Consider the following 12,357-nt stretch of genomic DNA (forward strand, 5'->3'; position numbering starts at 1 on the left):
GTTCACCCCTTCGCGTCCGCGTAATAGTCCATATTGATCATGCTCGCCGAACGCTCTAGCGGCGCGAAGGCCGCTTCCGCCACGCGGACGGCTTTCAGCAGCGCCATCGCTTTGTTCACCGTCTCCGCGTATTCGTTCTCCGGAACGGAGTCCCATACGATGCCGGCGCCCGATTGAACGTAGGCTTTGCCGTTCTTGAAGATCATCGTCCGAATCGTAATGCAGGTGTTCAAATTGCCGTTAAAACCGAGGTACCCGATCGCGCCCGCATATGCGCCGCGCGCCTCGTTCTCGAGCTCCGCGATGATTTCCATCGCCCGCAGCTTGGGCGCTCCCGATACGGTGCCCGCAGGCATGCAGGACACGAAAGCATCGAAGAAGTCCCGGTCTTCTCTTAATTTGCCGGAAACGTTGGACACGATATGCATGACATGGGAATAGCGTTCGATTTCCATGTAGGCGTCGCAGCGGACGGTGCCGAATTCGGAGACGCGGCCGATATCGTTGCGCCCCAGATCGACCAGCATCAGATGCTCGGCGCGTTCTTTCTCGTCGGCGAGCAGCTCCTTCTCCAGCGCCAGATCCTGCTCCGGCGTTTTGCCGCGCGGACGCGTTCCGGCGATCGGCCGCGTCTCGACGCGTTCGCCGTCTACCTTCACGAGCGCTTCCGGCGAGGTGCCGACGATGACCTCGTCGTCCATTTTCAAATAGTACATGTACGGAGACGGATTCATCGTGCGCAGCACGCGGTAAACATGAAGCGGATCGACCTCCGTCTCGATGCTGAAGCGCTGCGACAGTACCACCTGGAAGATATCGCCTGCGCGAATGTATTCTTTGGATTGCTCGACGTTCGCGAGGAATTGCTCCTTCGTCAGGTTCGAGGCGATCTCCCCCAGCTCCGGATCGGCCGGGATGCTTCCGCCCGTCATCAACGTCGTCGGCGTCGGCTGCTGAAGGCGCTCGATCGTCGCTTCGATCCGCCGGAGCGTTTCCTCGTATCGGCCTTCGATGACGCTGTCCGTTGCGCTTTCCGGAATATGGATATTGCCGATTACCTGCATCTGCTGCTTGAAGTGGTCGAATACGATGACCTGGTCGCAGAACATGAACTGCAGATCGTTCATCTGCAAATCATCGATCCGGTGCGCCGGCAGCTTCTCGTAATATTGCAGCAGGTCATAACCGAAAAATCCGATCGCGCCTCCGGTGAACGGCGGCAGGTCCGCGACCGCCGGACTGCGATACGCGCGCAGATGCGCCTTCAGCAGCTCGATCGGCTTCTCGCGCAAGATCGTCTCTTCCCCGTTCTTCTCGATGACCATCTCGCCGTTCTTGCCGCGAATGAGCATGAATGGATCCGTGCCGATAAAGGAATATCTCGCCCACTTGACTCCGCCCTCCACGCTTTCCAAGAGAAACGCGCGGCGCTCGCGGTAAAAATGCTGAAATATCCGAATCGGCGTCTCCGTGTCCGCCATCACATGCCTCACGATCGGTATGAGGTTGTACGTGCCGGCTTGCCGGATGACGCTTTGCAGCTCCTTGTTCATGCTCAATCTCCCCTTCTCTAATCGAAAATAAAAAACTCCTGCCGCAGCAGGAGTATCGTGGGTTAGAAGATGGTAAATGAGTATGAACGAAATAGGGAAAATAACAGTGCGCAGGGTCTAGCCGCCGCATACCGCCACATTCGAATCTCGCTGCTGGAATTGCTTTCACTCATCTCGGCTCTACTCATCTCTGCTCACTGTACTGCTGCTCGGCTCATCTCTGTTAATGCGTCTAATATGAACTTACTATACAATAGCGTAATTGCATCCGTCAATCCCGATCTTGAACGGCGTTCCGCCCGACTCCGGGCTATTACGCCTTCGCCAAATCCGGACGAAGCGCCTTCGCGCCGCCCAAATAAACATGCTCGACCTGCTCCTGCGTTTTGTCCGTATTGACCAGTACCATCAAACGGATGCATTTCTCAAGGCTGCCTTTGACGGGCACTTCCAGCGCGCACATTAGCGGGACCAATTCCCAGCCACCCATCGCGCGAATCGCTCTCGCGGGAAACGTCGCGTCCAAATCCCCCGTGACCGTCACGAAGACGCTCGCGATGTCGGTCGGCACGATGCCGTTGACTTTGACGATGCTGTTCAACAATTCGACGGTCGCTTGCAAAATCGGTTGTTCCTCGTTAACCTCTACCGTAATGGCGCCGCGTATTCCCCGTACTTGCATGCTAAACGGCCTCCTGTTTCAATTGTTCCACGATATCGCGGATAAGCGCGGTGGAAACTGACTTATTGATCTCTACTTTGCCGATCGCGACGGGCACGATGAACGTAATCGCGCCTTCTTGAAATTTCTTGTCGTGCATCATCGCGCGCATGATTTCGTCCGTATCCAGGTGCGCAGGCAGCCTGACCGGCAGGCCGACGCGCGAAAGCACGCGCTTCGTGACGCCGTATACTTCCTCCGGCGCGCCAAGCTTTACCGCAAGGCGGGCCGACCCGACCATGCCGATGGCTATCGCTTCGCCGTGAAGCAGCTCGCCGTAACCCGCGACCGCTTCCAGCGCATGGCCGATCGTGTGGCCAAGGTTAAGAATGGCGCGGAGATCGTTCTCCCGTTCGTCCCGAGACACGACCGCCGCTTTCACGCTGCAGCCTTTATACAGCGCGTATCCGAGTGCCTCCGGATCCAGCGCCAGCAGCTTCTCAGCATTGTCGTCGCACCACGAGACAAATTCCGCGTCCCAGATCAGGCCATGCTTGACGACCTCGGAAAGGCCTGCTTTCACGTCGCGTTCCGGGAGCGTTTGGAGGGTGCTCAGATCATAGAGCACCAGCTCCGGCTGGTGGAACGCGCCGATGATGTTCTTCGCCAGCGGATGATTGACCGCTACTTTGCCGCCGACGCTGCTGTCGTGCGCGAGAATCGTCGTCGGGATTTGAACGAAGTTGATGCCCCTCATGTACGAGGCGGCGACGAAGCCGGCCAGATCGCCGACGACGCCTCCCCCGAGCGCAACGATCGCGGACTTGCGATCGAGTCCGTTCTCGAGCGCGACGCCGACCAGTTTCTCCAGCTGACTCAGCGACTTCGAACCCTCGCCCGCCGGAATGACGGCGCTCGTCACGCCAAATCCGCCTTCCCGCAGAACGGTCTCCAGATGCGCCAAATGCCGCTCGGCGACATTGGCGTCCGTAATGATCAGCAGCGGCGACTTCTTGCTGATCCCATGGTTAGCCAGCAGCTTGCCCGCCTCGTCCAGCAGCCCTTCGCCGATATAGATCGGATACGAACGGTCGCCGAGATCGACGGTCAACTCGCGAACGCCGCTCATTAGTAGCTCCTCACTTGCGCCAGGTAATTGTCGTAGTTCGCGCGGATTTCTTCCATGGAATCGCCGCCGAACTTCTCCAGGAACGCCTTGGCGACTTCCCAAGCCACGACATGCTCCATCACGACGCTTGCCGCGGGAACCGCGCAGCTGTCCGAACGTTCGACCTGCGCCGTAAACGGCTCCTTCGTGTCGATGTCCACGCTTTGAAGCGGCTTGTAAAGCGTCGGGATCGGTTTCATGACGCCTCGAACCACGATTTGCTCGCCGTTGGTCATGCCGCCTTCGAACCCGCCCAAGCGGTTCGTGCGGCGGTGATAACCGCGCTCCTCGTCGTATAGGATCTCGTCGTGAACCTGCGATCCGCGAATCGTGCCCGCTTCGAAGCCGATGCCGATCTCGACGCCTTTGAACGCGTTGATCGACACGACGGCCTGCGCGATTCGGCCATCCAGTTTACGGTCGTACTGCACATGGCTGCCGAGTCCGATCGGCACGCCTTCCACGATGCATTCCACGATGCCGCCGATGGAATCGCCCTCCGCCTTGATCTGATCGATATAGGCGGTCATTTTCGCTTCGGTGTCCTTATCCACTACGCGTACCGGCGATGCTTCCGTCAACGCGATCAACTCGTCCAGCGGCAGATCGTTGGCCGGGGCTTCGATCTCGCCGATGCGAATGACTTGTCCGCCGACCTTGATTCCGAACGCCGCGAGAAATTGGCGGGCCACCGCGCCAACGGCGACGCGGGCCGCCGTCTCGCGCGCGCTCGACCGCTCCAGCACGTTGCGGAGATCCTTCAAATTGTATTTCAACCCGCCGTTCAAGTCGGCATGGCCCGGACGCGGCCGATTGACGCGGCGTTTCTCCTCGTCGCCGCCCTCGATCGGTTCGATATTCATGACGCTCGTCCAATGCTTCCAGTCGTTATTCGCCACGACGAGCGCGACCGGCGCTCCCGTCGTCTTGCCATGCCGGACGCCGCCGACGATATCCGCCGTGTCCTTCTCGATCTGCATCCGGCGACCGCGGCCATGCCCCTTCTGCCTGCGATGCAGTTGGAAATTCAATTCCTCGAAATCAAGCTGCAGGTTGCTCGGCAATCCTTCGATGATCGCCGTCAACTGCGGACCGTGCGTCTCTCCAGCCGTCAAATAGCGTAAACTCACAGTAAAGCTCCTCCTTCAATTCCGAACAACGCGAAGTATGATTTCGGCTAGGCATGTCGGCCTCAAATATCTTTGCTCATTATAGTACAGCGTCAACGCTTTGACAAGAAAATGCAAACCTGTCGAATCGGCGCGGCCAAACGAAAAAACTGCCCGAAACGCCTTCTGGAAAGGCGTTTCGGGCAGCCGGTGAAGAACCCCTTATCCGTTGACGGATTGTTGTCCTCGTAATGTCTGCGGGTCGGCGTTCAAATGGGGATCGTTCATGAGCCCTTTCATTTGACCGGTATCGATGCCAAGAATCTGGGCGCATTCTTGGACGCTGATAAAGCCACGTTTGTAAGCCGAGATCACTTTTCGCTTGTCCATGCTGCACCTCCTATGCGCAAAAGTTTCCATACGCCTAGTATCGGTGAAGCCGGAAATTCCTATACCTGCCTCCGCTACGCCCGTCGCCGGTAGAAGAACGTCTCCGCCGATTCGAAATCGTATTGGCCCGGCGAGAAGATCTGCTCCGTGCTGCCGACGAACAGCAGTCCGCCAGGTTTGAGCGCTTTGGAAAACTTATGGTACAGCATATGCTTCGCTTCTTCGGTGAAATAAATCATGACGTTGCGGCAGACGATAATATCGAATCCGCTTTCGAATGCATCATGAAGCAGATTTTGCTGCTTGAACGTAATGATTTTCTTCAGCGAATCCGTTACGGCGACCTCGTCACGGCCATGCTGCACGAAATAACCGGCCATATAATCTCGGGGCACGTCGCGGATGGAACGATCCTGGTAGACGCCTTGAATCGCCTTCTGCAGCACCAGCTCGTCCAGATCCGTTGCCAGAATCGATACCCGATCCTGGGCGCCAAGCGCATGCACGATCATGGCGAGCGTATACGGTTCTTCGCCGGTGGAGCAGGCGGCGCTCCAAATCTTCACCCGTCCGCCGTTCTTCAGGAGATCCGGAAGAAACTTCTTCTCCATGGCCTCCCAACGGCCCGGATTGCGCCAAAACTCGGACACGTTGATCGTCATCCGATCAAGAAATTCGGTCATCAGCTTCTTGTCCCGATCGAGATCGCGATAATAGGCCTCGAACGTGTCATAGCCGTATTTCTGCCTGAGCGTCGTCAGCCGGCGCTTCATCTGCGCTTCCTTGTACTGCGACAGATCGATTGCCGTCTTATGCTTGATCCGCTCGATAAAGAACGAAAAATCCTTGTCCTCCACGCTGTTTTCCCCCGCTGCAGCAGACTCAAGGCCGCGAATTAGTGATATTCAATGCCTAAATCCATTGCCCCATCGTCTGCGTGTAGGACAGCAGCTCGTGCGGCGCGAAGAAAATGCCGATTTCCCTTGCCGCGCTTTCCGCCGAATCGGAGCCGTGAATCAGATTGAAATTCGTATGGACGGCATAGTCGGACCGAATCGTTCCCGGCGCCGCCTCCAAAGCATTCGTCTTGCCGATCATCGCGCGCGTCAGACCGATTACGTTATCTCCCTGCCACACCATGGCAAACACCGGACTGGACGTGACAAAGGCTACGAGCGGCGGATAAAAGGGCTTCCCGATATGTTCCGCATAGTGGCGTTCGGCGATTTCGGGCGTAATGCGCATGAATTTCGCGGCGACGAGCTTCAGTCCTTTACGTTCGAAGCGCGACACGATTTCGCCGATTAAGCCGCGCTGCACGCCGTCCGGCTTGACCATTAGAAAAGTTTGTTCCATTCGAGATCCCTCCTAGGCGCGTTAGTAGTTTCGTTTCGCTACGAAATACGCGATATCGGTTAAGTTCTTCTTCGCCGTGATGTTCGGCAGACCGCTCAGGGCATCGATCGCTTTGTTCATGTAACGCGTAGCCATTTCCTCCGCGATGCCGATGCCTGCGCTCTTACGTATAATGTTCAACGCACGCTTCGTTTCCCCTGCTCCGTTCGATGCTTGGATTTTGTTAATTTCGTCCTGCAGCTCGTCGGCCTTCGCGGGCTCCTGCATCGCGAGTAAAATGGGCAGCGTGATATTTCCTTGGCGGATATCCGATCCCGGCGGTTTGCCGATCTGCTTCTCGGTGCCGAGCAGGTCCAACAGGTCGTCGCGAATCTGGAACGCCATGCCGACGTTATAGCCGAACCGGTACAGACTGTTCGCCGCGCGCCGGTCCGCTCCCGAAGCGATCGCGCCGAGCTGGCAGCTGATCGCGATCAAGAGCGCCGTCTTGCGGCGGATGCGAAGCAGATAGTTGCGAATGGATTGCTTCGTATTGAAGAAATCGCGGATCTGCTCCATTTCCCCGATGCACATCTGCACCATGGCCTTGGAGAGGATCTGGTGGATCTGCGGATTCTCGAGCTCCGTGACGATGGCAAGGGCTTTGCCGTATATGTAATCTCCCGTGTACATCGCGATCCGGTTGTCCCACTTCGACTTGACGGTCAGCTGTCCGCGCCTTGTCTCGGCGTTGTCGATGACGTCGTCATGCACGAGCGAGGCCATATGGATGAGTTCGAGCGGCACCGCTACTCTCTCGAGCACGTCCAGCTCGTAGCTGCCGAATTTGCCGGAAAGCAGCACGAATAAGGGACGGATGCGCTTCCCGCCCGCTTTAAGCAGATGCGTGGAGGCATCGCTTAGCAGCACATGGTCCGACGTAACGCTGCGCGCCAGTTTTCCTTCGATCGCGTCCAGGTCGCCTTTCATTTTGGCGTAAATATCGAGTAGTTTCATTCGTTCTTCACCTTAAGAGCGGCATGGTCCTCGAAAAATCGCATCCGTACCTCGTTCGGCAGCAATCCTAGCCGATGCGCGTATTCGAAGTAGAGCTTCAAGCCCGCCTGCTCGTCCGATCCGAAATTGTAGTGTAACTCGTGAAAATAACGATTCCAATAGGCCGGTTCCCCGCCCAGCTGCGCGCAGGCTTTATCCACCAGCGGCTTCAGGTTGCGGAGGCTCCGTTCCTTGCTCGTCGTCAAGGCATGCAGCACGTCGGCCACCGCGCCTGGATCGCGCTCGGCGATTTCCTTGCGGACGGCGACGAGGGCGAACGTCATCCCGTATCCGGTCCAGCTGCGCCACAGCTCTCCCAAGTCGATCACGGCAAGCCCCCTGTCCTTATTGGCCCAAGAAGCCTGGATCGCCGTATCGCCGATCAACAGCGCGGCATCCGCTTCGGCAAGCATCTCGTCCAGCGAAGGCTCCATCGTGACGAAGGAAGGCTCGGCATGGTAATAGAGCTTCATCAGGATCTTCAGCAAATTCACCGACGTGGCGGAGGTCGCCGTCATCGCGATCCGTCCTTGAAGCACGTCCTCAAGCGGCTTCTTCAAGAACAGCAGGATGGAGTTGACGCGGCCCTTCGCGCTCACCGACAAGTCCGGGAGCAGCAAGTAATTGTCGGCGTTCTCGGCATACGCGAAGGAGGACATCGAGGTGATATCGATCTCGCCGAGCTTCAGCGCCCGGTTCAGCGCGGCCGGAACCCGCTTCTCGATGCGGAAACGATCCATCGGCAGCTGCTGTTCCGCATAATGAAAAATCGGCCATGAATTCGCATAGTCTATGCGGCCGACCGTAATCGGGCGATTAGCTCCCATGCTGATCATCTCCCCATCTTCTGTACAAAGCATGCTCGAGCGGAAGCTGATCCAGCACTTTCCCGACCATGAAATCGACCATGTCGCTCATGCTCTGCGGTCCGTAGTAGAAGGCCGGCATGGCCGGAACGATTTTGACCCCAAGCCTGGCCAGCGTCAACATGTTCTCCAAGTGTATGGCATGCAGCGGAGTCTCTCTTGGCACGATCACCAGCTTGCGTCCTTCCTTCAGCATAACATCCGCGGCGCGCGTCATCAAATCGTCGGAGATGCCGTGGGATATCGATGCCAACGTCCCCATGGAACACGGCATGATGATCATGCCTTCCACCCGGTAGGAACCGCTTGCGATCGATGCCCCGATATCGGCGTTGGGATGGAGCGTCAGCCGGCCATCCTCGACCGCTTCGGGGAAATGCGCGGCCAGCGCGGCCGGGCGTTTGGTCGTATCCCATCGCTGCTCTTCCTTCAATACCCGCCAGCCCGCTTCCGTGACGACGAGATGCACGTCGACCCCGCCATCCAGCAGGGAGCGAATCAACCGAATGCCATATATTGACCCGCTTGCGCCCGTGATTCCGACGACCCACCGTTTGCGCGCGGCGGCGCCATTCGTTTCTACCATGGATGCAGCACCACCAAATCAAGCAGCGTAAACGCGAACAAGGTGATGCTGAGCGCGCCGTTCATCGTGAAGAACGCGGTTTGCACCCGGCTGATATCGTTCGGTTTCACGAGCATATGCTCATACCAGAGAAAACCGACCGAAGCGATCGCCCCGATCAAATAAATCCAGCCTAAATCCGTTAACCAATATAAAGAGATGAATCCGGCCGCGGTCAGAAAATGAAAGCCGCGGGCAATGCGGAGTCCCCCCGCAAGACCGAAACGCGCCGGGATGGAATAGACGCCTTCGCGGCGGTCGAATTCAATGTCCTGGCACGCGTAGATGGTGTCGAAGCCGGCCAGCCAGCAGACGACCGAACCGTACAGTACCCAAGCAGCCGGGTTCAGGTGGCCCGTAACCGCAATCCAGCCGCCCAGCGGCGCCAGACCGATCGTAATGCCGAGCACGACGTGGCAGAGCCACGTAAAGCGTTTGGTATAGGAATACAGGACGAGGAAAAAGACGGCGATCGGCATCAGCTTGACGCAGATGGGATCCAGCTGCGAGGCCGCGATAAACAGCACGACAAAGGACACCGCGATGAACACGACGACCTCGCCGGCTTTCAACAGCCCTGCCGGTATCGCCCGTTTCGCGGTGCGCGGATTCTTGGCGTCCATGACGCGGTCGACGACCCGGTTGAGGCCCATCGCCGCGCTGCGGGCGCCGATCATCGCCAGCAGGATCCAGCCGATCTCCGGCCAGCTAGGCAGCCGGTGCTCCATCATGACCGCGCCGATCAGCGCGCCCATAAAGGCGAACGGCAGCGCGAAAACCGTATGTTCGACCTTGATCATTTCCAATATGATGCGAGTTTTGCGTATCATCCTTTGTCCGTTCCCTTCGTCCCCGTGTGTAAAGCCGCGATGCCGCCCGTCAGCGGATAGGCATGCACGTTTCGGAGACCGATGTCACGGAATTTATCCGCCAGCTGATTGGAATCCGGGAAAGCCTTGAGCGATTCCGGAAGCCATTTGTACTGCTCGTACCGTTTGGCGAACAGCTTGCCAAGCGCCGGCAAAATACGCTCGAAATAAAAATAGTAAATCGATTTGAACGGCTGCCAGAGCGGCTTCGATAACTCCAGGCATACGACTTGTCCGCCCGGCTTGACGACGCGCATCATTTCCCGGAGCACCTGTTCCAGGTCCGGCACGTTCCGAAGCCCGAAGCCGATGGTGGCGAAATCGAACCGGTTGTCCTCGAACGGCAGTTCCATCGCATTGCCCTGATGAAGGGAAATCTGATGGTCAAGCCCTTCCCGGCGTACCTTTTGCTTGCCAACCTCCAGCATATTATGGCTGAAGTCCAGCCCCGCGATATCGCCGCTGCCGCTCGCGCGGGCGAGCGCGATGGTCCAATCGCAGGTCCCGCAGCATAGATCCACGGCCGACTGTCCCGGCCGTACGTTCATCTTGCGCATCGTGAACGCGCGCCATGCCTTGTGCCTGCGGAAGCTGAGCAGGTCGTTCATCAAATCGTACTTCGGCGCAATGCTTTCAAACACGGCATGCACGTGTTGTTCCTTCGATTTGGATTGCACTGTCTCTGTCACCTTACCTTCTCTCGTTGAGGGCGGAAGCCGCCGGAAGGAGAGGACGCAGGAACGTCTCTCCGATCTGTTGAAGTTCGCGCATGAGCTTGTCTGAATCCAAGCGCCCTACGATCGCCTGCACCTGAGCCACGGAATGCTTCAGCTTCTCGGCCAGTTGTCCGCGAATCTCGTACGCCGCGAGCAGCGAGGAGATAAACGACGGCTCGTCGTGCTTGTCGGCCAGCTTGCGCTTCTCTTCTTCCGTTCCGACGTTCAGGATATGCCAGTAGCCCCAGCTGCCGTTGAAACGATCCGGCTTGTCGCAGCGATTCCACTCGTCCAGTACGACCTCGCAGCGGCCCAGCCCTTGAAGCAGCTCCGTCCAGACCCGCGCCATCTTCTCGTCCAGTATCTCCGTGAAAACCGTAAAAAGTTCCGTTTTCAGCTGCACGCATTGATTCAGGTATTCTTCTGCGCTCAGCTTCAGCTGCTTCATCTTCATGTAAAAATTGACCTTGAGCTTATTCACTTCGCACACGCCGTCGCTGATCCGGCGAATCATGCCGACTTGTCCGGCTTGCGCGAGCAGTTGATAGAAGCGGCTGCTGTAATAGTCGCCCGCGAGCACCTTCAACTGCCGCGAGCGCATTTCCTTCTCCGCGACGCGTCCCGATTCGTCGATCATGTCGTGGGTATCCATGCCGAGCTGCACGAGCGACGCGACCAAGGTGTAGAGCTCGCTGTGCAGCAGCGGCGTACGCTGATTCGAAAGAAACACAAAGAGCAGCCTGGCCCGCAAGTCGGGAAACGCCGGCAGCTCCGTGTGGGCCAGAATCATATCGTACTCGACGTACTTTTTGGCGATCTCGGGAATTTTGTATGGTTTCATAGCCTAGCCTCCGGACAAACAGCAAAAGGTTAGCTGCTTTATAATCTAAATAATTATAGCACTATGTTTGCCGTTTCGCTACAACTGCGACGCGGACAAACGCAAGCGCTGACGCCAGATTTCATCCTGAAACGGCTTGGCGGCGCTTAAGTTTGACAGTTCTGTGGACAACCACGCGTCCGTTCTTCGCACGTCCACGGCAGCCAGCAGCCGCACGTCGCTCCGCACCCCTTCGATCTCCGGCCCAAGCGGCGCCACGAAGCGAACGAGCACCCGGCTGACGTTCTCCGTGCGGTTGAAGGCCAGTTCGAACAGCCGCCGCAAATCGTCCATCCATCTGTCCACATCATTCCCATATTCCTCGTTCGATAAATCCACGGACAGCACCGTACCGTTCCATGCTACCTTCTTCACCTTCAGCGACAGATTCAAACCGAGCATCGTATCGACGATCGTATCGGAGCTGAGGCGTTTGACGGGCACCGGCCGAAATACGGAGACGTCGCCCGCCCCTTCCTTCATCCGGCCGCCGGCCATCGGCAGCACGGACAACGACAACGTGACGGCAAGCGTCGCGGCACATGCGATGAGAAGCCCTTTCCAATGCGGCATGAAGCATCCTTCCTTCGCGCCCAGAATATCCTGCTTCTCTTAGTGTACAAACTAAAAAAGCAGGCTATGCCTGCTTTTCACTCGACGTCCGTATCGATGGTGCCGTATTTGGTCATCACGGTCGCTTTGCCGCGGATTTTAATGGCCGACGTATGGTCCGTGAATTGGCAAATGAGCACTTCGCCCTTGTCCAGCTTCTCGGTGTGGTGGAATTTCGTATCCTGCCCGCGCGTCAGGCCGATGACCTGCACGCCCTGCGCCTTTGCCTTTACCACGATGTATTCGTCATTCCGTTCCGTCATTTGCGCTGACCTCCTAGTAAGCTGTTGCGTTTCCGATCAGGACCGCCGATCTTCCGTTGCGCCCCGATATTTAAAAAACTGCCCCCGAACGTCCTTATCGAGATAGCAGCCGTTGCTTTGATTATGAGAGAACTGGTCGGGTGTACCGGATTTGAACTGGCGACCTCTACCACCCCAAGGTAGCGCTCTACCAAGCTGAGCTAACACCCGCCATGCGTCATGCGATTCCGTTGACCCAAGAACCGCAAACAACA

The 12,357-nt window shown here is 57.5% G+C and carries 15 protein-coding genes and 1 tRNA gene; all 16 read right to left on the bottom strand.

The features are described 5' to 3' along the window. Window positions 1-2 precede the first annotated feature (2 nt). Window positions 3-1,553 carry an anthranilate synthase component I gene (gene trpE, locus GT019_RS01685; RefSeq protein WP_161740544.1) on the bottom strand — a complete coding sequence of 517 codons (1,551 nt, stop codon included), beginning with the start codon at window positions 1,551-1,553 and terminating at the stop codon, window positions 3-5. Window positions 1,554-1,866: 313 nt separating this feature from the next. Further along, window positions 1,867-2,235 (bottom strand): chorismate mutase, encoded by a 369-nt coding sequence (aroH, locus tag GT019_RS01690; RefSeq protein ID WP_161740546.1) that lies wholly within the window; start codon window positions 2,233-2,235, stop codon window positions 1,867-1,869. Window position 2,236: 1 nt separating this feature from the next. After that, on the bottom strand, window positions 2,237-3,343 hold the full coding sequence (gene aroB, locus GT019_RS01695) for a 3-dehydroquinate synthase (protein ID WP_161740548.1): 1,107 nt from the start codon (window positions 3,341-3,343) through the stop codon (window positions 2,237-2,239). Beyond that, a complete protein-coding gene (aroC, locus tag GT019_RS01700; protein WP_161740550.1) occupies window positions 3,343-4,512 on the bottom strand; it encodes a chorismate synthase in 1,170 nt (389 codons plus the stop codon). The genes aroB and aroC overlap by 1 nt, the downstream gene beginning before the upstream one ends. A 201-nt stretch (window positions 4,513-4,713) precedes the next feature. Beyond that, complete coding sequence (locus GT019_RS31515; protein WP_201755185.1) at window positions 4,714-4,881, bottom strand: hypothetical protein; 168 nt, start codon at window positions 4,879-4,881, stop codon at window positions 4,714-4,716. A 74-nt stretch (window positions 4,882-4,955) separates the two neighbouring features. Beyond that, window positions 4,956-5,738: a CheR family methyltransferase gene (locus GT019_RS01705; RefSeq protein WP_161740552.1), complete on the bottom strand. Its 783-nt coding sequence runs from the start codon at window positions 5,736-5,738 to the stop codon at window positions 4,956-4,958. A 55-nt stretch (window positions 5,739-5,793) separates the two neighbouring features. Next, on the bottom strand, window positions 5,794-6,237 hold the full coding sequence (gene ndk, locus GT019_RS01710) for a nucleoside-diphosphate kinase (protein ID WP_161740554.1): 444 nt from the start codon (window positions 6,235-6,237) through the stop codon (window positions 5,794-5,796). Window positions 6,238-6,258: 21 nt separating this feature from the next. Further along, window positions 6,259-7,233 carry a polyprenyl synthetase family protein gene (locus GT019_RS01715; RefSeq protein ID WP_161740556.1) on the bottom strand — a complete coding sequence of 325 codons (975 nt, stop codon included), beginning with the start codon at window positions 7,231-7,233 and terminating at the stop codon, window positions 6,259-6,261. Then, window positions 7,230-8,099, bottom strand: a complete 870-nt coding sequence (locus GT019_RS01720; RefSeq protein ID WP_201755186.1) for a menaquinone biosynthetic enzyme MqnA/MqnD family protein — start codon at window positions 8,097-8,099, stop codon at window positions 7,230-7,232. The genes GT019_RS01715 and GT019_RS01720 overlap by 4 nt, the downstream gene beginning before the upstream one ends. Next, a complete protein-coding gene (locus GT019_RS01725; RefSeq protein ID WP_161740558.1) occupies window positions 8,089-8,724 on the bottom strand; it encodes a UbiX family flavin prenyltransferase in 636 nt (211 codons plus the stop codon). The genes GT019_RS01720 and GT019_RS01725 overlap by 11 nt, the downstream gene beginning before the upstream one ends. Next, the gene (locus GT019_RS01730; RefSeq protein WP_161740560.1) at window positions 8,718-9,593 is read right to left on the bottom strand and encodes a UbiA-like polyprenyltransferase; all 876 of its coding nucleotides are present in this window, start codon (window positions 9,591-9,593) and stop codon (window positions 8,718-8,720) included. The genes GT019_RS01725 and GT019_RS01730 overlap by 7 nt, the downstream gene beginning before the upstream one ends. Continuing rightward, window positions 9,590-10,321, bottom strand: coding sequence for a demethylmenaquinone methyltransferase (locus GT019_RS01735; RefSeq protein WP_161740562.1), 732 nt, complete (start codon window positions 10,319-10,321; stop codon window positions 9,590-9,592). The genes GT019_RS01730 and GT019_RS01735 overlap by 4 nt, the downstream gene beginning before the upstream one ends. A 1-nt stretch (window position 10,322) precedes the next feature. Next, on the bottom strand, window positions 10,323-11,189 hold the full coding sequence (locus GT019_RS01740) for a heptaprenyl diphosphate synthase component 1 (RefSeq protein ID WP_161740564.1): 867 nt from the start codon (window positions 11,187-11,189) through the stop codon (window positions 10,323-10,325). A 78-nt stretch (window positions 11,190-11,267) separates the two neighbouring features. Continuing rightward, the gene (locus GT019_RS01745) at window positions 11,268-11,801 is read right to left on the bottom strand and encodes a hypothetical protein (RefSeq protein WP_161740566.1); all 534 of its coding nucleotides are present in this window, start codon (window positions 11,799-11,801) and stop codon (window positions 11,268-11,270) included. A gap of 77 nt (window positions 11,802-11,878) precedes the next feature. Continuing rightward, window positions 11,879-12,103: a trp RNA-binding attenuation protein MtrB gene (mtrB, locus tag GT019_RS01750; protein ID WP_161740568.1), complete on the bottom strand. Its 225-nt coding sequence runs from the start codon at window positions 12,101-12,103 to the stop codon at window positions 11,879-11,881. Window positions 12,104-12,236: 133 nt separating this feature from the next. Then, window positions 12,237-12,313, bottom strand: a tRNA-Pro gene (locus GT019_RS01755). Between the last annotated feature and the right edge of the window lie 44 nt (window positions 12,314-12,357).

This window comes from Paenibacillus glycinis (assembly GCF_009909185.1).
GTDB classification, from domain to species: domain Bacteria; phylum Bacillota; class Bacilli; order Paenibacillales; family Paenibacillaceae; genus Paenibacillus_Z; species Paenibacillus_Z glycinis.

What these genes read in the sequence shown, in the direction of transcription:
- aroH (WP_161740546.1), bottom strand. Translation starts at nt 2,235, where the DNA reads ATGCAAGTACGGGGAATACGCGGCGCCATTACGGTAGAGGTTAACGAG.
- GT019_RS01745 (WP_161740566.1), bottom strand. Translation starts at nt 11,801, where the DNA reads ATGCCGCATTGGAAAGGGCTTCTCATCGCATGTGCCGCGACGCTTGCC.
- trpE (WP_161740544.1), bottom strand. Translation starts at nt 1,553, where the DNA reads ATGAACAAGGAGCTGCAAAGCGTCATCCGGCAAGCCGGCACGTACAAC.
- GT019_RS01740 (WP_161740564.1), bottom strand. Translation starts at nt 11,189, where the DNA reads ATGAAACCATACAAAATTCCCGAGATCGCCAAAAAGTACGTCGAGTAC.
- GT019_RS01730 (WP_161740560.1), bottom strand. Translation starts at nt 9,593, where the DNA reads ATGATACGCAAAACTCGCATCATATTGGAAATGATCAAGGTCGAACAT.
- GT019_RS31515 (WP_201755185.1), bottom strand. Translation starts at nt 4,881, where the DNA reads ATGGACAAGCGAAAAGTGATCTCGGCTTACAAACGTGGCTTTATCAGC.
- mtrB (WP_161740568.1), bottom strand. Translation starts at nt 12,103, where the DNA reads ATGACGGAACGGAATGACGAATACATCGTGGTAAAGGCAAAGGCGCAG.
- ndk (WP_161740554.1), bottom strand. Translation starts at nt 6,237, where the DNA reads ATGGAACAAACTTTTCTAATGGTCAAGCCGGACGGCGTGCAGCGCGGC.
- GT019_RS01715 (WP_161740556.1), bottom strand. Translation starts at nt 7,233, where the DNA reads ATGAAACTACTCGATATTTACGCCAAAATGAAAGGCGACCTGGACGCG.
- GT019_RS01725 (WP_161740558.1), bottom strand. Translation starts at nt 8,724, where the DNA reads ATGGTAGAAACGAATGGCGCCGCCGCGCGCAAACGGTGGGTCGTCGGA.
- GT019_RS01720 (WP_201755186.1), bottom strand. Translation starts at nt 8,099, where the DNA reads ATGGGAGCTAATCGCCCGATTACGGTCGGCCGCATAGACTATGCGAAT.
- aroB (WP_161740548.1), bottom strand. Translation starts at nt 3,343, where the DNA reads ATGAGCGGCGTTCGCGAGTTGACCGTCGATCTCGGCGACCGTTCGTAT.